The 18,090-nt window shown below is 33.2% G+C and carries 17 protein-coding genes, 1 pseudogene and 1 riboswitch; of the genes and pseudogenes, 8 read left to right on the forward strand and 10 right to left on the reverse strand.

The features are described from left to right. The first annotated feature begins 110 nt into the window (after nt 1–110). On the forward strand, nt 111–431 hold the full coding sequence (locus tag AB4Y90_RS11635) for a hypothetical protein (protein ID WP_441557747.1): 321 nt from the start codon (nt 111–113) through the stop codon (nt 429–431). A gap of 183 nt (nt 432–614) precedes the next feature. Then, the gene (locus AB4Y90_RS11640; protein WP_441557748.1) at nt 615–1,322 is read left to right on the forward strand and encodes a DUF421 domain-containing protein; all 708 of its coding nucleotides are present in this window, start codon (nt 615–617) and stop codon (nt 1,320–1,322) included. Nucleotides 1,323–1,371: 49 nt separating this feature from the next. Here the strand turns inward: AB4Y90_RS11640 and AB4Y90_RS11645 are convergent, their stop codons facing one another. From AB4Y90_RS11645 to AB4Y90_RS11680, 8 genes are all read right to left on the reverse strand, one after another. After that, complete coding sequence (locus tag AB4Y90_RS11645) at nt 1,372–1,641, reverse strand: hypothetical protein (RefSeq protein WP_441557749.1); 270 nt, start codon at nt 1,639–1,641, stop codon at nt 1,372–1,374. 68 nt (nt 1,642–1,709) lie between these two features. Beyond that, a complete protein-coding gene (locus AB4Y90_RS11650; RefSeq protein WP_441557750.1) occupies nt 1,710–3,053 on the reverse strand; it encodes a cryptochrome/photolyase family protein in 1,344 nt (447 codons plus the stop codon). Next, nucleotides 3,040–3,732 carry a lycopene cyclase domain-containing protein gene (locus AB4Y90_RS11655; RefSeq protein WP_441557751.1) on the reverse strand — a complete coding sequence of 231 codons (693 nt, stop codon included), beginning with the start codon at nt 3,730–3,732 and terminating at the stop codon, nt 3,040–3,042. Before AB4Y90_RS11655 ends, AB4Y90_RS11650 begins: the two co-directional genes overlap by 14 nt. After that, on the reverse strand, nt 3,733–4,191 hold the full coding sequence (locus AB4Y90_RS11660; RefSeq protein ID WP_441557752.1) for a beta-carotene hydroxylase: 459 nt from the start codon (nt 4,189–4,191) through the stop codon (nt 3,733–3,735). A gap of 1 nt (nt 4,192) precedes the next feature. Further along, complete coding sequence (locus tag AB4Y90_RS11665) at nt 4,193–4,654, reverse strand: SRPBCC family protein (protein WP_441557753.1); 462 nt, start codon at nt 4,652–4,654, stop codon at nt 4,193–4,195. Between the two features lie 15 nt (nt 4,655–4,669). Next, a complete protein-coding gene (locus AB4Y90_RS11670; RefSeq protein WP_441557754.1) occupies nt 4,670–5,506 on the reverse strand; it encodes a phytoene/squalene synthase family protein in 837 nt (278 codons plus the stop codon). A gap of 10 nt (nt 5,507–5,516) precedes the next feature. Then, a complete protein-coding gene (locus AB4Y90_RS11675) occupies nt 5,517–6,983 on the reverse strand; it encodes a phytoene desaturase family protein (protein ID WP_441557755.1) in 1,467 nt (488 codons plus the stop codon). A gap of 2 nt (nt 6,984–6,985) precedes the next feature. Further along, complete coding sequence (locus tag AB4Y90_RS11680) at nt 6,986–7,657, reverse strand: MarR family winged helix-turn-helix transcriptional regulator (protein WP_441557756.1); 672 nt, start codon at nt 7,655–7,657, stop codon at nt 6,986–6,988. Between the two features lie 251 nt (nt 7,658–7,908). Here AB4Y90_RS11680 and AB4Y90_RS11685 point away from each other — a divergent pair. After that, nucleotides 7,909–9,663, forward strand: a pseudogene (locus tag AB4Y90_RS11685) (hypothetical protein); the annotation flags it as partial. Here AB4Y90_RS11685 and AB4Y90_RS11690 read toward each other — a convergent pair. Beyond that, nucleotides 9,611–10,798 carry a voltage-gated chloride channel family protein gene (locus AB4Y90_RS11690; protein WP_441557757.1) on the reverse strand — a complete coding sequence of 396 codons (1,188 nt, stop codon included), beginning with the start codon at nt 10,796–10,798 and terminating at the stop codon, nt 9,611–9,613. The pseudogene AB4Y90_RS11685 and the gene AB4Y90_RS11690 overlap by 53 nt on opposite strands. Nucleotides 10,799–10,826: 28 nt before the next feature. Further along, nucleotides 10,827–10,892: riboswitch (Fluoride riboswitch) on the reverse strand. A gap of 560 nt (nt 10,893–11,452) precedes the next feature. Between AB4Y90_RS11690 and AB4Y90_RS11695 the strand changes: the two genes are divergently transcribed. The 5 genes from AB4Y90_RS11695 to AB4Y90_RS11715 all read left to right on the forward strand — a co-directional run bounded on the left by AB4Y90_RS11695 (nt 11,453) and on the right by AB4Y90_RS11715 (nt 17,082). Further along, on the forward strand, nt 11,453–12,079 hold the full coding sequence (locus AB4Y90_RS11695; RefSeq protein WP_441557758.1) for a TetR/AcrR family transcriptional regulator: 627 nt from the start codon (nt 11,453–11,455) through the stop codon (nt 12,077–12,079). Nucleotides 12,080–12,164: 85 nt separating this feature from the next. Next, entirely contained in the window at nt 12,165–13,250 is a 1,086-nt protein-coding gene (dnaX, locus tag AB4Y90_RS11700; protein ID WP_441557759.1) for a DNA polymerase III subunit gamma/tau, read from the forward strand. Nucleotides 13,251–14,220: 970 nt separating this feature from the next. Further along, the gene (locus AB4Y90_RS11705; protein ID WP_441557760.1) at nt 14,221–15,300 is read left to right on the forward strand and encodes a chorismate mutase; all 1,080 of its coding nucleotides are present in this window, start codon (nt 14,221–14,223) and stop codon (nt 15,298–15,300) included. Between the two features lie 106 nt (nt 15,301–15,406). Further along, entirely contained in the window at nt 15,407–16,333 is a 927-nt protein-coding gene (gene rsgA, locus AB4Y90_RS11710) for a ribosome small subunit-dependent GTPase A (protein ID WP_441557761.1), read from the forward strand. Nucleotides 16,334–16,665: 332 nt separating this feature from the next. Continuing rightward, the gene (locus tag AB4Y90_RS11715; protein WP_050380425.1) at nt 16,666–17,082 is read left to right on the forward strand and encodes a nucleoside-diphosphate kinase; all 417 of its coding nucleotides are present in this window, start codon (nt 16,666–16,668) and stop codon (nt 17,080–17,082) included. A 398-nt stretch (nt 17,083–17,480) separates the two neighbouring features. Here the strand turns inward: AB4Y90_RS11715 and rpe are convergent. Next, on the reverse strand, nt 17,481–18,090 hold a 610-nt coding region (gene rpe / locus AB4Y90_RS11720; protein WP_441557762.1), incomplete at its 5' end, for a ribulose-phosphate 3-epimerase.

The raw sequence follows: 18,090 nt of genomic DNA on the forward strand, positions 1-18,090 counted from the left end.
GTTTTAAGGCTGTCAGTTTTTTGACAGTCTTTTTTAATTATCGCTTTAGAACATACCACATTTTTTATTGTTGGCAATAATTTTGTTTTAAACTACAAAATATTAAGTTTATGAAAAATTCAGTAAAAATTGCCTTAGGTATTGTTGCAGGAGGTGCTTTAATCTTTTTAAATAATAAAAGAAGAGCGCGAAGCAACAAAAATCAGACATTCACCGCTCCGGATGGTAATGAATATGGTGAAAATCAAATGTACAGAACTGCAGAAGGAGAAGTTTTTAAAAACGGAAAAAAGATTCGTTTCGAAACTCCAGGAAATACCCAATCTGATCACAGCCATGTAGAAGCAAACTTTAAAAATCAGCATCTTAACGATCATCACATACCAAATCAGCAGGTTTCTTATCATCAGAAAGGTACAAGACATCATTAAATTTACGAATAGTCTTTTCAATTTGTTTTCAATGGTCAGCTTAGTTATTGTAAGCTGACTTTTTTGTATGAAAATAATCATTTTACAAAAGTCTGTGTAAAATGTGGGTTTTGTTTCTTGTTCAGACGAAAAAAGAACAACTCTGTTGGCTTATTTTTTGAATCTTCAAATAAAATTTAATCAATGTTTTTAGCAGTTTTTTTAAACTTCACCTGGAAAGAATTATTTCTGGGAACCGAAGATTGGGGATTTCTCCTGGAAATTGTACTTCGTACAATCATTATGTTTCTTACCATCATTATAAGTCTTCGGGTTTTAGGAAAAAGGGGAGTCAAACAACTCTCGATTTTTGAATTGGTGGTCATCATCGGTTTGGGTTCTGCAGCCGGAGACCCGATGTTTTATAAAGAAGTGGGAATTGTTTCTTCGATGCTCGTTTTTTTGGTCATCATCATTTTGTATTCTTCTGTTACGGCATTAATCGGCAGGTTCAAAAAAATAGAAAATCTGTTTGAAGGAAAAGCAATTTATCTTATCGAAGAAGGCGTTTTTGCCATCGATAATTTTAAAAAAGAAAATTTAGGAAGTGATGAGTTTTTTGCAGAACTAAGAGTGAAAAGTATTTCTCATCTGGGTCAGATTGAATGTGCGATTGAGGAAGTTTCCGGGGAAATAAGCGTGTTTTTCAGAGAAGATGAAGAGGTAAGATATGGTCTTCCGATCATGCTCAATTCTTTGGCACATCCCACAAAATATATCGAAAAAGAAGGACATTATTCTTGTACATTTTGTGGTTTTACAGAAAAAAAGGAAGAAGGAAATGCAGGAAAATGTAAAAACTGCAGTAAAGAAAAGTGGGTTGAAGCCAGCAATAAAATCAGAATAACATAAAAAAATTCCCGGCAAATTAATTTTGTCGGGGATCTTTAATATCTGAAATTTAATCGATATCATATTTAATGAAAGATTCCGGTCTTTCGTAACGGATGATCTGGTTGTCTGAAGCATAAGTTTTCAGAAAACCAAATTTCTCTAACCAGTCTTCTGTAATCTGAATAGGGCTGATTTTTTCTGCCGGTACAGAAATACAATGACTTTCGTTTTCAAGCTTAACAAAATAATCCTTTTCATTCTGGAAAATCTCTGTTATCGTAAAAATCTCTCTTTTGTATTCAACGAGATTTTTAATTTTTAAATCTGTAACTTTCATATTATTAGGTGGTGTGTGGTATTTATTATGTTAAATAAGCTAGTTACAAATACTATGCCTGACATTAATTATGTGGTATCTAAATCATCGATAAAAATTAAAATTTTATTAAAAAAAACAAAATTATTCTTTAACTGCTTTTTATAAGTTTCTAATGCTCTTTCTCTTGCAGATTTATGTTCTACAATTTGTGAAATCTCAGAATAGTTTTCAGGCAGCCATTTTTTAGTATATTTTTCATCCTTATCAAACTTTTTAGATTGTTCGCTTGGATTAAAAATTCTGAAATAGGGTGCAGCATCGCAGCCGCAACCTGCAGCCCATTGCCAGTTTCCGTTGTTGGATGACAACTCGTAATCGAGAAGTTTTTCGGCAAAATAAGCTTCGCCCCATTTCCAGTCAATCAAAAGATGTTTTGTAAGAAAACTTGCAGTAATCATTCTTACCCGGTTATGCATAAACCCGGTTTCGTTAAGCTGTCGCATTCCGGCATCTACAATCGGGTAACCGGTTTTTCCTTCGCACCAGAGTTTAAATTCGTCTTCATTATTTCGCCATTTGATGTTTTCATATTTTTCTTTAAAACATTGCGTAACAACTTTTGGAAAATGGTAAAGAATCTGCATGAAAAATTCTCGCCAGATCAGTTCATTCAGCCATGTTTCGTTATGTTCGGAAGCATATTTTACACATTTTCTGATAGAAATAGTTCCGAAGCGTAAAGCAATTCCAAGTCTTGTCGTTTGGTCCAGACACGGGAAATCCCTGTTTTTATCGTAAAAATCTATTATTTTTTTATCTAAAACAGGTTCGCTGAAAACCATATCTGTTTTTTCAAAACCGATTTCTTTTAAGCTGTGAATTTTTTCAGCTTTAAATGAATAAAAATTTTTAAAATTAGTTTGTGTTGAATGAATTTTAGTCTGATGAAATTTTTCCTTCCATTTTTTCGAAAAAGGCGTGTAAACAGTGTAAGGTGAGCCGTCGTTTTTTACAATTTCATCTTTTTCAAAAATCACCTGATCTTTAAAATCTTTAAAATTGATATTGTTTTTATTAAGAAAATCTGAAATTTCTTTATCGCGTTTTATTGCTTGCGGTTCATAATCACTGTTGCAAAACACAGTTTCTATATCAAATTCTTTAATAATTTCTTTGAAAATCTGCAGCGGTTTTCCGTGATAGGTTTTTATTCCCGACTGATGTTTTTTTAGCTCTTCATTCATGTTTTCTAAAACCTGATGGATATAATCAACTCGCCGGTCAGATTTATTTTCAAGCTGATCCAGAATTTCGGTATCAAATATAAAAACAGGAATTACTTTCTGATTTAATTTTAAAGCAGTATTCAATCCGGTATTATCATTTAATCTTAAATCTCTGCGGAACCAAAATACATTAATCTTGCTCATCTTTTTTAAATTTGTGAAAGAAGAAAAGATTCCAAAGGATCATTTCGTAGCCGTAAACTGTGTCTTCAATCGGGATCGTAAGAATTCTGAAACCTATAAAATTTTCAGGGTTGTAATTAACAATAGGAGAGTCGAGTCCGGTTCCGGTGAGAATACCGTTTACTGTTAAAAATCCGGGCATCAGAACCAGATAAATAAACGAAGCTTTACCGATCCATTTTACTTTTAAAATAAAATAAAGAGCCGATAAAGTGATTGCCGTGGTGAGAAAAGTAATGAAAGAATATATTTTATCTTTAAAAATAATAGCTAAAATTAAGCACGAAATAATTGAAATAATCACAAAAATCTTTTCAATGGAAGGTTTCCAGTCGAGCTTAAAAAATTTATCTAAACAGAAATACGTGAAAACACACGAAAAAGGAATGCAGATAAAGAACAGCAATTCCTCGACCGGAAGACCGAAAAGCCGTTTCCCGATCAGGTATTTATCATTAAACCACCAAACTCCGTTTGCTGTAAACCAAACATCCCATGCAATAAAAAATGCAGCAACAATTACCGAAGCCATTAAAAATGCTTTGAAATGCCTGTGAAATTTAATCTTCGGATGAAAAGAAAATATAAAACAGATAATTATGGTAAAAAAGTTAATCGCTAAATACATGTATTGCCACATTTACGCTTTATTTTTATTGAAGTACATTTTAAAATATTTCACGGGAACCCAAAGAAAACCAAAACATTCGCCGTGCTCTTTTCCGGTGTGTTTGTGATGCTGTTTGTGACCTCTCCGGATTGCTAATAAATAAGGGTTTTTTGTATCTCTCAAAATCTTGAAACGCTGATGAATAAAGATGTCGTGTACGAAAAAATACGCCATTCCGTACAGAGTAATTCCTATTGCGAYGTAAAAATAGATGTTGAAATTATTGATGGTTCCGTAATACATCAAAGCAATCGTAGGAATTGCAAAAATTGCAAAAAAATAGTCGTTTCTTTCCATTTTTCCTTCGTTGCTGTGATCGTGATGATCGCGGTGAAGCGTCCAGAGGAAACCGTGCATCACGTATTTGTGAATGAGCCAGGTCATTCCTTCCATCACAAAAAATGTTATTAAAACAATTAAAAAATTCATATTAGTTTTTATTAAAAGTTTTCTCTAAAATTTTAAAACGGTAATCAAAAATAGCTTCAAGTTTTTTCTTTACGATAAAACGATGCGCAATTTCACCTAAAAACCCAAAAGGTAATTCGTACTTCACATTGTCAACCATTAGAACTCCATTTTCGTTGGGAACAAAAAAATGATGATGATGCCATAATTTAAACGGACCTTTATTCTGAAAATCACTAAACATTTTTCTTGATTCTACCTCGGTAATAATCGTTTGCCATTTTAGTTTAATACCAAAAAGCGGCGAAACATAATAATCGATGATCATTCCTTCATAGATTTCTTCTTCATTAAGTTGTGTTCTGACAGTGAAATTCATATCTTTTGGTGTAATTTCCGAAAGGTTATTGGCTGACGAAAAAAATTTCCATGCCGTATCGATATCACAATTGAGCTGTTGCTGACGCTGAAGTTGGTGTATCATTTTTACTTAAATTATTTACAGAAATGACATTTTATATTGTACATAACTGCTCATCATCAAAGAAAATTTTCTTCCGTTTGAAATCCTGATTCTCTGATTGATAATTTTGTTTGCTGAAGTTCTCTTGATTTTTCTGAATAAAGAAATATAATATCTGTAGGCTAAATAAACCCCGAATCTTGAAGAATTGGGCAGTTTTTTAATGCCTTCCAAAGCTTCTTTAAACTCTTCATAAATTTCCTGTTCGATCTGAGCTTTTACAACATTGTCAAAATAAGAAATGTCAACATTCGGAAAATAAGTGCGCCCAAGAATCTGGTAATCATCTTTCATATCACGCAGAAAATTAACTTTCTGGAAAGCCGAACCCAGTTTCATTGCGGTAGGTTTCAATTTGGCAAACATTTCTTTATTTCCATCAACGAAAATATGAAGACACATTAAACCGACAACTTCCGCAGAACCGAGAATATATTCTTTATAAAGATCTGAGTTGTAATCTATTTTCTGCAAATCCATTTCCATACTTTTTAAAAACTGATGGATCAATTGCACATCAATTTCATACCGATGAATTGTTTCCTGAAATGCCTGCAAAATAGGGTTAAGAGAAATTTTTTCTTCCAGAGCCTGATTGGTCTGCTCACGAAATCTCGCCAATAGCGTGCTGCGGTCGAAGCCATGAAAGCTGTCAACAATTTCATCAGCTAATCTCACATATCCGTAAATTGCGTAAATAGAATTCCTGATTTTCGGGGAAAGCGCCAAAATTCCCAAAGAAAAACTTGTGCTGTATTGTTTTGTGGTCTGTTTGCTGACTTTATAAGAAAGTTCATCGAAAAGTTTTTTCATATTTTTTTGCTTATTTGGTGGCTTCGGTTGCGGCTATTTTTCCGGATATGATCGAGGGCGGAACTCCCGGTCCGGGAACGGTAAGCTGCCCTGTGTAAAAGAGATTTTTCACTTTTTTATTTCTTAATGAGGGCTTTAAAACTGCAGTCTGGTTGAGCGTATTTGCCAAACCGTAAGCATTTCCTTCGTATGCATTGTAATCTTTTTTAAAATCGCTGATGCAATAGCTTTTTTTATAATCGATTTTTGATAAAAGATCTGAGGATTTGGTGTGTTTCTCAAGTCTTTCGATCATTTCGAGAAAATATTTTTCGCGCGTTTCTTCGTTGTCTTTAATTCCTGTTGCGATGGGCATTAAAAGGAATACGTTTTCACCGTTTTCGGGAGCAACATTTTTATCTGTTTTTGACGGACAGCAAATATAAAATAAAGGTTTTGTAGGCCATTTTTTATGTTCATAAATTTCGGCGGTGTGAAGTTCAAGATCATTTTCAAAAAACAAAGTATGGTGCTTCAGGTTGTTGATTTTTTCTTTAAATCCTAAATAATAAATAAGACAGGAAGGCGCAAAAGTTTTCTTTTTCCAGTAATCTTCGCTGTAATTTTTATACTCTTTCTGAATTAAATTTTCCTCGGTGTGATGATAATCTGATGAAGCAATAACTGTATCAAACTCAATCTCATTTCCATTAACAACAATTGATTTTGCTTTTCCTTCTTTTATTTTAATCTCATCGACATTTGAATTTAAGTGAAATTTTACGCCCTGTTCTTTGGCAATTTCAGACATTGCTTCAATCACTTTATAAAAACCTCCCATCGGATACCATGTTCCCAATTTGTAACCGCCATAATTCATCAGGCTGTACAAAGCAGGAATATCTTTCGGAGCTGCTCCCAAAAAAATCACAGGAAATTCCATCAGCATAATCAGTTTCGGATTTGAAAAATACTTCCTTACAAAACGGTGAAAATTTGATAACAAATCAAGCTTTAAAGCACTTTTTGCAATCTTTGGAGAGACAAATTCAAACCAGGAATGGCAAGGTTTTGTAACGAAACCTTTCATCCCGACTTCATATTTGTATTGGGCATCCTGCATAAATTCGTCGAGCTTTTTTGCAGCACCTTTTTCAATGTTTTCGAAAAAATTTCTCATTTCCGAATAATCTTGCGGAACCTGCATCGTTCCGTCCGAAAAGACCATTTCAAACTGTGGGTTTAACGAAACCAATTCGTAGTAATCAGAAGTTTTTTTATTAAAATCTCTGAAAAAATCTTCAATAATATCGGGCATCCAATACCAGCTTGGTCCCATATCAAAAACATAACCATTATCGGTAGTAAATTGTCTGGCTCTTCCGCCAAGACTGCTGTTTTTCTCGAAAACATGAACTTCATGACCGCTTTTTGCAGCATATGCAGCAGCAGATAATCCTGAAAATCCTGACCCGATAACTGCTATTTTTTTTATCATAATTAATTATTGTTAGAAAAATTTTCGCTAAAAACCGTTTCTATTAAATTTACACTGTCAATATTTCTGCCAAAGATTGGATTATGAAAATGATCAAGCTTATTTAGCAGCGCAATCAGCTCGTATTTTTCGTCTTCGGTAAGGTTTCCGCTTACAATTTTGGTGGCGTTTCTGATGTTCGTCATCTGTTTTTCCAAGGCATCCATTCCTTTTTGGGTAATGCTGATTACTTTGGTTCTCTTATCTTTTTCGGAATCAGTCTGTTTTACCCAATTGTTTTTAATAAGCCGATTGATGATAAGAATTCCCACCGGTTTATCCTGAATATTTTTTTTGATAAGCTCAGTTTTTGTCATTTCGCCAAAAGCTTTCAGGTTGATCAGATAGATAAATTCTTCCTGAGTAGAAAATTCAGAACCTGCAATTGCTGATTTTGAGTAGGTTTTTGCATATCGGTTCATATGAACAAGTAGCGTACTGATCGCACTTTCCGGGCTTCTTCCATTTTCTTTTCCTTCCCAGACGATATTTTTTTGATAAGCTGCTTTTTTATTTTCCTGATGATAAATCCAGCTCTTAAACCCGTCAATGTCCGAAGGATACTGAGAAAATGTGTTTTCAGCATCGAATTGCTCAAGTAACTGAATGACATCTTTTGCTAAATTATAATTCATATGTAAACCAATTATGGTAAACAAATATACTTAATTTGATTTTAATAATATATTTATATACTATTAAATTTTAGAACTCAATATTTTTTCTGTTTAGTTTAGGTTGAGAGATCAGTTAAAATCTCAATTATTATTTATTGCATAACTAGAAGTAAATTTTTACTTTTGTCAAGAATTTAAAACAAATTCACAGGTTTTCAGATCATTATCACTTTCATAGAAATATGAAAGTAAATTTATTGTTTAAAATAATGATTAATAAGCCTTTACACAGTTTTCATATTCCCGTGATGGGATTATCTTACACGATAGACAGCCCGATCCGTGTTGCACAATACGGAATTTCTTCTGTTGTTTCCATTATAGACGACGAGATTGTAGAAAAAATGAAAAATTTCTACAGCAAAAAATTCAATCTTAATTATTTCGGAATTTCCACAAAAACCGAAGATTACAGAGCGAAAAGAATTACGGATTATCTCGATATGATGGACGATATCGTTACCGAAAAATTTGAATCTTTCAAAGAAGAAATTTCTAAAAACACCGAAGCTCTCAAAAATTTTATGGCGATGCTTCCCAATTCCTCTGAATTAAAAAACGGTTTACAGAATATTCTGAATCAGGGAGATTCTTTAGCTTCAAATATTAAGAATTTTGTTGAAAAAAATCTTATTCCCGGAAATATCGATGTCAATATTATGACAAAAGTTGACAAAGATAATTATAAGAAAAACGAACAGCTTCCGGTCATTTATAATGATGCACATGCTTCACTGCGTGGTTTTGCGCAAAGTAAAATTACTTCATCAATGGTGCTTTCAGCCGGAATGAACCCTCGTTTGTACAGTTATATTGAAGAATTTGATGATTTTTTTCCGGATGAGAATAATTGTATTAAAAAGAAAATCATTTTAAAAGTCAGCGATTTTCGTTCTGCAATGATTCAGGGAAATTTTTTAGCTAAAAAAGGACTTTGGGTTTCAGAATACAGAATAGAATCTGGTTTGAATTGCGGCGGTCACGCTTTTGCAACCGAAGGATTGTTGCTTGGGCCGATCATGGAAGAATTTAAGCAAAAGAAAAATGAACTGATTTCTTCAGCACATTCATTAATGATAAAAGCTTTAGAACAAAAAGGGAAATATATTCCAAACGAAGCTTTAGAAATGAAAATTACCGTTCAGGGTGGAGTAGGAACTTCTGAGGAACATGATTTTCTTTTGGAAAATTATCAGGTTGACAGCGTTGGTTGGGGTTCGCCGTTTCTTTTGGTTCCCGAAGCGACTTCTGTTGACAATGAAACCAGAAATCTTTTAGCAAAATCTAAGCAAAATGATTTTTATCTAAGTAATATTTCTCCTTTGGGAGTTCCGTTTAACACCGTAAAAGGAACATCCAATGAAATTTTAAAATATCAGAAAGAAGCCAAAAGTAAATACGGAAGTTCTTGCCCGAAAAAATTATTGGCATTGAGCAAAGAATATTCTCCACAGGGAATTTGCACGGCATCAAAAAAATATCAGGAAATAAAACTGAATGAACTTGAAGTTAAAAAAAGTGCGTTTACTGAAGAGCAATTTAAATATAAAAAGAATGAGATCACCGATAAAGCCTGTCTTTGTGTAGGTTTGGTAAATTCTGCTTATCTGGAAAATAATTTTGAAATTAAAGGTGAAAAACAGGGCGTTGTGATTTGTCCGGGACCGAACCTTGCATATTTTGATAAAGAACTTTCGCTTTCGGAAATGGTTGGTCATATTTATGGAAATACGGATGTTCTTTCAGAAGTTGACCGACCGAATATGTTTATTAATGAACTGAAAATGTATGTTGAACATCTGAAAAAAGAAATTTCAAATTTTTCAGGAGAACTTTCTAATTCGCAAATCAAAAAATGGAATACTTTTAAATCTAATCTTTTTGAAGGAATACATTATTATGAAGAGCTTTTTAGCGGGAGTTCTTATTTTTCAGCTCAAAAGAAAAAAATTCAAGAACAGCTGGATACGCAATCGGAGTATTGGTTGCTCCCGCAAAAACGGCGACAAAACCCATTCCTGCCAAAAGTGCGACAGGCAGAGGAATAAAATAGCCTAAAGCATTTCCTAACGTTGCCCCGATAAAAAATAACGGAGTCACTTCGCCGCCTTTAAAACCTGCAGCCAGAGTGATAATGGTAAAGATCATTTTTAATGCAAAATCATAAGCGGGAAGTTGTTGTTCAAATGAATCTACAATGGTTGGAATTCCTAAACCGATGTATTTTGTAGTTCCGATTAAGAAAACTGCTGATGCAACAATAATTCCTCCGATGAACGGACGAAGAGGAGGATATTTGATTTTAGATTTAAATAAATTTCCTGTTTTATGAACGGTTTTGCTGAATATTGCGGCACAAATTCCAAAGAAAATTCCTGCAATTATGGCATAAAGAATATTTAAAAATGAAATATCAGGAATATAATCAATCTGATAATGTTTATGATGCGTATTCCACAATTTGGTAACCAAATCTGCGATAATTGCTGCGGAAAATGCAGGAAATAAAGCGTTGTATTTTAATCTTCCGACAAGAAAAACCTCAAGACCAAAAATTGCTCCGGCCAAAGGCGTTCCGAAAACCGAACCGAATCCTGCAGCAATTGCGGAAATGATCAAAATTTTTCTGTCATCTGCTGAAAGTTTAAATGGTTTTGAAAACTGATCCGCAATTGCTCCCGCCATTTGTAAAGCGGTTCCTTCCCGACCTGCAGACCCTCCGAAAAAATGAGTAATCATCGTTCCTAAATAAACGAACGGAGCCATTTTAAAAGGAATCGTCTTCTGCGGTTCATGAATCGTTTCAATCAATAAATTATTCCCGGCTTCTACATCTTTCCCGAAATAATGATACATCAAACCAACCAAAAATCCGCCTAAAGGTAAGAAAGCAATCAGCCAGAGATGATTTTCTCTGAACTGTGTTGCCCATTCTAAAGTCTGAAGGAAAAATGCAGAAGCGCTTCCGATCAAAACTCCTACTATTGCAGTAATGAAAAGCCATTTCAATACAAAAAGTGCAGAAGGATATTTCCTGAAAAATAATTTAATTAAAATAATAAGAATTCTAAAAACTGATTTTTTGTTATTTCTAAACATAATTTCCTGATTAAATGGTAAAACATTCAATTAATCAGGCGCCATCAGCTTTTTAAGGCGGTTGGGTAAGGAAGACACCATTTCCTTTTTTTGAAAGAACAAATTTACAACAAAATTTGACTTGCGAATAAATCTTTTTAAATTTTAGCTTTTATAATGAGGATGGCATCAAAAATGCTGCAATACTCGGATGGCAATGAAAAATCTTTATAAATAATTATTTTTTTGGGATTAAGAACATATAATTTTATTTAAAGCATGGTGAATTATTTTTTCATCATATTGTCTACAATATAACAGCTTTGTTGTAATTGTTTTTTTTAAAATGTTTTATTTTTAATTATACTTTATCCATATTTTATTATGATTATTTAGTTTGTATTATTTTGTGATATATATTTAATTACTATGTATTATTTTTGCACTCTTTAATTTGATGAAAATTTAAAATAAAATAGTTTGTTTCTTCTTTTACATTGCAAAACCGGATGATGAAAAAAATCGTAATTAATTAAAAATTAGATCTTATACAATTCTCACTTAAGAGATGTATATTTGTGAATAGATTTGTTAAGTCTTTTGTAGATAAAAGATTAGATGTTGTGTAAGATTTTTAAATATTAAGTAAATTGCTTTTAGCAAAAAATAGAAACGATGCCCAGAAAAGTTGTACAAGGTCCTATAAGAGACAAAGAAAAAACAAAGCAGAAACTGCTTAACGCAGTAGGAAAGATTTTGAAAACAAAAGGATATTCAGGATTAATGGTGAGCAAGATTGCTGCTGTTGCCGGTTTCGACRAGAAACTGATCTATGAATACTTCGGAAGTACAGACAAATTAATTGATGAATATATCAAATCTCAGGATTACTGGAGCAGATTTGAGGTAGGAACCGACGTAGATTTGTCTGACGGAGGAAGAGAAATGTCTAAATTGGCAGTTCTTGACCAGTTTGAAAACTTGAAGAAAAATAAAGAGCTTCAAAAGATTTTAGTTTGGGAAATGTCTGAAAGCCGTCCGATTCTTAAAAAACTTTTCGATCAGAGAGAAGAAGTTGGTGAAGAGTTATTCAAGAATATTACTGATCCTCATTTTGGAGAAAAATCAAAAAAATTCAGAGCAATTGCAGCTATTTTAGTAGCCGGAAGTTATCACTTAAATATGTTTACTGCACACAATGCAACTACTTTCTGCGGTCTTGACATGAAGAGTGAAGAAGGAAGACAGGAAGTAAAGAATGCGATCGAAGATATTATCGACTTTGCTTACAATAATAAATAATTTAATTGCCCAAATGTAAAGCGTAGTTTATAAAATTTGAAAACTAAAATTTTTAAATTAAAACTATATTTCTTACTTTTGGGCAATGGAAAATTTTATCGTATCTGCAAGAAAATACCGCCCTCAACAGTTCGACACCGTTGTTGGGCAATCTCACATTACAGATACTTTAGAGCATGCTATTGAAGAAAATCAATTGGCGCAGGCATTGTTGTTTTGCGGTCCTCGTGGCGTTGGTAAAACTACATGTGCCAGAATTCTTGCAAGAAAAATCAACGAAAAAGACGGCTCCGTTTCTGAAGACGGTTTTGCATACAATATTTATGAGCTCGATGCGGCATCCAACAACTCGGTTGACGATATTCGCGAGCTGATTGATCAGGTGCGTTTTGCGCCACAAGTCGGTCAGTATAAAGTGTATATTATTGATGAGGTTCACATGTTGTCTTCTGCGGCATTTAACGCATTTCTTAAGACATTAGAAGAACCGCCTGCTCATGCTATTTTTATTTTGGCAACGACCGAAAAGCATAAAATTATTCCTACTATTTTATCGCGTTGTCAGATTTATGATTTCAAAAGAATTACCATTCTTGATATTCAGAATCATTTAAGAGGCATCGCAGAAAAAGAAAATATAAAGTACGAAGACGATGCATYGTATCTGATTGCTCAAAAAGCCGATGGTGCATTAAGAGATGCTCTTTCGATCTTTGACAGGCTTTCTACTTTTTCGCAAAAAAATATTACGCTTGCAAAAGCTGCTGAAGTTCTCAATATTTTAGATTACGATCAGTACCTGAAAATTGTTGATCTGGCTAAAGAAAATAAAATTCCTGAAGTACTTTCTGTGTTTAATGAAATTGTAAAAAAGGGTTTTGATCCGCATTTATTTATTGCCGGATTGGGTAACCATTTCCGTGATCTGATGATGGCTCAGAATGCATCCACAATAGATTTGATTGAAGTAGGAGAGCAGACTAAAGTGAAGTTTGTAGAGCAGGGACAAAAATGGAGTCCGCAAAATCTTATCGACGGAATCGAGATTTGCAATCATGCAGATATCAATTACAAAAATTCAAAAAATCCCAGACTTACCGTAGAAATTGCTTTGATGCAATTGTCGTCTCTTTCAGCCGGTGGCGAAATAGCTAAAAAAAAAAGTTCATAATATTAGCTCCGTTTCTTGATGAAAAGCAGGAAGTAAAATTACCAACACAAGTTCAGGAGAAAAAAGCAGAAGAAATAAAAGTTCAGGCAAAAGTTACTGAACCGGAACAGCCTTCACAACCTGTTGCCAAATCTTCAAAGCCTTTATCCAAACCCAATATTTCTTCGGGATTCAGCATCAATTCTTTTCTGAATAACGAAGAAAAAGCAGATGATAAAGAAAGTTCTGCGATTGTAAATACAGAGAATCTTCCGGAGCATCATTTCACAGATACCGATATTCAGACGGAATGGAATATACTTTTAAAAAATCTTCGTGCCAAAGATCCTGTAGTTTTTAATGCCATTAAGACTTTTAAACTGGCAAAAATTGACGAAAAAACAATTGAAATTTCCTATCCTTCAGATTCTGCCAAAGGTGAATTTGACAAGATAAGCATTGAGTTTTTCAATCATTTTAAACATAAAGTAAATAATCACTCTATCGTTTTCGAATTTAAAAAAGATCATGAAAATCTGAAGATAGAGATCATGACAACCAAGAAAATATTCGAAAAATTTGTTGAGATGAATCCTTTGCTAAAAGATTTAGATGATCTAATGAAGTTTGATTTGTCATAATTTTTTATATATTTGCTGAGTATTTACAAAAACAAAGATAAATTATAGTATAAAAGTGGAACATTCCAACATTCCATATACTTCTGATTTTGCTGCAAAAATCAATACTGTACCTGCTTTTTTCTTGAGCAGTTATCTTTCTTTTAGCACTTTTTATAGAAATTTTAGAAGCTATTATCGATTTTATTGGTACAGCTAATTTAATTTCTTTCTTAAAAAAATATAGGTTTCACTTTTAGATTCCTGATTTCACAACAATTTTTGAACGACTTTTTTTTGAAAGAATTATAAATAAAATTTATAATCGCTACACTATTGACTTTAATCTAAAAATATAAATTTACAACAATATGAACTTAAGAGATTTGGAAAACAGCTGGATTAATCAGTTTCAGCAACCGCTCATTATCGCAGGACCTTGCAGCGCAGAAAGCGAACAGCAAATGCTTGAAACTGCCAAAAGAATTAAAGAAACCAATGCAAATGTTCCGATTTTCCGTGCAGGAATCTGGAAACCGCGAACGAAACCTAATGGTTTTGAAGGAGTTGGTGTGATCGGTTTAAACTGGCTGAAAAAAGTAAAAGAAGAGTACGGTTTTAAGACCGCTACAGAAGTTGCCAATGCTCATCACGTAGACGCAGCTTTGAAGGCAGATGTAGATATTTTATGGATTGGCGCACGTTCTACGGTAAACCCTTTTACAGTTCAGGAAATTGCAGAAGCTTTGAAAGGAACCGAGAAAATAGTTTTGGTGAAAAATCCTGTAAACCCGGATTTGGCTTTGTGGATTGGTGCTTTAGAAAGACTTTTAGGTCAGGATATTAAAAATTTAGGAGCCATTCACAGAGGTTTTTCCACGTACCAGAAAACAAAATACAGAAACAATCCAAACTGGCAGATTGCTTTAGATTTTAAAAGTCAGTTTCCGAATATTCCAATCTTGATTGACCCGTCGCACATTTGCGGAAACCGCACCGGTTTGGCGGGAATTACCCAGGAAGCCCTGAATGTTGGTTACCAAGGCGCTATTATTGAATCGCATTCTAATCCTGATGAAGCATGGAGCGATGCTTCGCAACAGATCACTCCTGAAGTTTTGGGCGAAATGATTTCTAATCTGAAAGTTAGAAATACAGATTTAGCTGGATTTGACGAAGAAATGGGAAGACACAGAACTTTAATTTCCGATCTTGATTTCCAGGTGATAGAATTGCTTTCTCAAAGGATGAAAATTTCTGCAAAAATCGGAAAGCTTAAGAAAGAGAATGATATTGCTATTTTTCAGCCGGATCGTTGGAAAGTTATTACTGAATATGCTGCGCAAAAAGCTTCAGAGACCGGAATGTCACAAGATTTTATTGAAAAAGTCTTCAAAGCCATTCACGAAGAATCTATTGAAGTGCAAAACAATATTATGATTAATAAATAAATTGGGTTTAAAAAAAGGTGGTAGGATTTAGATTTATATTTTCACAATCTGATATAAACTAAATCCTATGATCTAAAACCTAATTCCTTATATTTGCACTTATCGTATGAAAGGAAAAATCATTAAATCTACAGGAAGCTGGTATCAGGTTTTGGAAACGGAAACCGGAAAAATTTTTGAAGCGAGAATTCGCGGGAAATTTAAGCTGATAAAAACCAGACTTACAAACCCTTTAGCTGTTGGTGATTTTGTAGAATTTCAGCTTGAACAGGATGATATTGCCTGGATTACAAAAATTGAACCCCGTAGAAATTACCTGATCCGAAAATCTGTAAACCTTTCAAAAGAAGCGCACATTATCGCTTCAAATATTGATTTGGCATGTTTTATTTTCACTTTAAAACATCCTGAAACTTCTCTCGGTTTTCTTGACCGGTTTCTTGCCTGCTGCGAAGCTTACAATATAAAGCCTCTTATTTTGTTTAACAAAATGGATGTTCTTTCTGAAGAAGAATCTGAAATTGTAAAAGATATTGAATTTCTTTACAACGAAATTGGATATGAAACATTGGAAATTTCTTCCTATTCTAAGCTTAATCTGGATGACCTGGTTGAAATACTGAAAGACAAGACCTCTGTTTTTTTCGGTCATTCCGGTTGTGGGAAATCTACGCTGGTAAATGCATTGCAGCCTGATCTTAATCTAAAAACTTCCGAGATTTCTGATACGCATTTAAAAGGAAAACATACAACTACTTTTGCTCAGATGCATTTCTGGGATTTTGGCGGAAATGTCATCGATACTCCCGGTGTACGTGAATTTGCCATGATTGACATTGAAAAAGAAGAGGTGCAGCATTATTTTCCTGAAATATTCAAAAAAAGGGAAGAATGTAAATATCACAATTGTCTTCATATAAATGAGCCAAAATGTGCTGTTTTAGAATCTTTAGAAACCGGTGAAATTCAGCCGACGAGATATTCTACCTATATCAAGCTTATGGATGAGGCGGAAGAAACCACCCGTAAATAAGTAATCTTAATCTGATTTTTCAAATATCATTTATTGCTYTGATTGATTATGAAACAATAAATTGTCATGTTTTGTTTTAATTGAAATTATAATTATGAATTTCATAATTAAGTTGATTGTTTATTATAAAATAAAAAACCCAGCCGAAGCTGGGTAAAAACTAATAACCATGAAAACTCAAATTAAACATGAGAATCGAATTAGTAATTGCAATTAGTATGCCAAAAATGATTTTAAAATTTCTTAATAAAAGTTATTTTGTGTTAAAATTAAATTAAAATAATATTTATATATTTTTTGTAATTTTGCGCCATTAAAAAAAATATTCAGTTATGTCAAACATTACATTTACAATGATTAAGCCAGATGCAGTTGCTGACGGTCATATTGGTGCTATTTTAGGAAAGATTTCAGAAGGAGGATTTAAGATCAAAGCTTTAAAATTAACTCAGCTTACTGTTGCAGATGCAAAAAAATTCTACGAAGTACATGCAGAGAGACCTTTTTATGGAGAATTGGTTGACTTTATGAGCTCTGGTCCTATCGTTGCTGCAGTTTTAGAAAAAGATAATGCTGTTGAAGATTTCAGAACTTTAATCGGTGCTACAAATCCTGCAGAAGCTGCTGAAGGAACTATTAGAAAAATGTTTGCCAGAAGCATAGGAGAGAATGCAGTACACGGTTCTGATTCTGATGAAAATGCTTTAATTGAAGCTCAGTTTCATTTTTCAGGAAGAGAGATTTTTTAATTAAAACTCATATATAGAAAAATCCGGAAATTATTCCGGATTTTTTTTGTTTTTAATAATTTTGTATTAATTATTTATTATTTTTTTTAATAAGAAAATTACGAAGAACTAATTATTTTTTAAATATTATTTAGATTGATTCTACTTAAAGTTTAAATGTTTAATATTTTATCAATAGTTTTTACAATATTTTTAAATTAAAAATTATAATAAAGATTTATTAATTAAAATTTCCGTGTTTTTACGGATAGGATTGTGTTTTTTATTTTCCCATCTTTATACCATCAAAAAGTGATAGCACATTTGCTATTCCGCAAGAAAAATAAGAAACTAATAACCATATAATTACTCTCATGTAATGGGAAGAAAGGCAGTTTTTAAAAACTGCCTTTTTTATTTTAAATCTTTAAAAGCTCAATTGTCTTTTCCGGATTTTCTGTTGAGAAAACTGCGTTTCCGGCAACCAAAACATCTGCACCTGCTTCAAATAATTTGGAAGCGTTGTCTAAATTTACCCCGCCGTCAACTTCAATAAGAGCTGTAGAATTATTACTTAGAATAAGATCTTTCGTCTCTGCAATTTTCTTATAAGTATTTTCGATGAATTTTTGCCCGCCAAAACCAGGGTTTACACTCATTAATAATACCAAATCTACATCGGCGATAATGTCTTCAAGCATTAAAACCGGAGTAGAAGGATTTAATACAACTCCAGCTTTTGCACCTTTGCTCTGAATAAGATTGATTGTTCTGTGAAGATGCGTGCAAGCTTCGTAATGCACAGAAACAAGATCTGCTCCGTAATCGATAAATTCTTCAACATATTTTTCAGGTTCTACAATCATCAGATGTACATCTACAAATTTCTTTGCATGTTGCTGAATGGTTTTCATCACCGGAAAACCAAACGAAATATTAGGAACAAATCTTCCGTCCATTACATCAATATGTAACCAGTCGGCTTGAGAATTGTTCAGCATTTCAATGTCTCTTTGCAGGTTCCCGAAG

It is taken from the genome of Chryseobacterium sp. 2TAF14, from assembly GCF_052115105.1.
Lineage (GTDB): Bacteria > Bacteroidota > Bacteroidia > Flavobacteriales > Weeksellaceae > Chryseobacterium.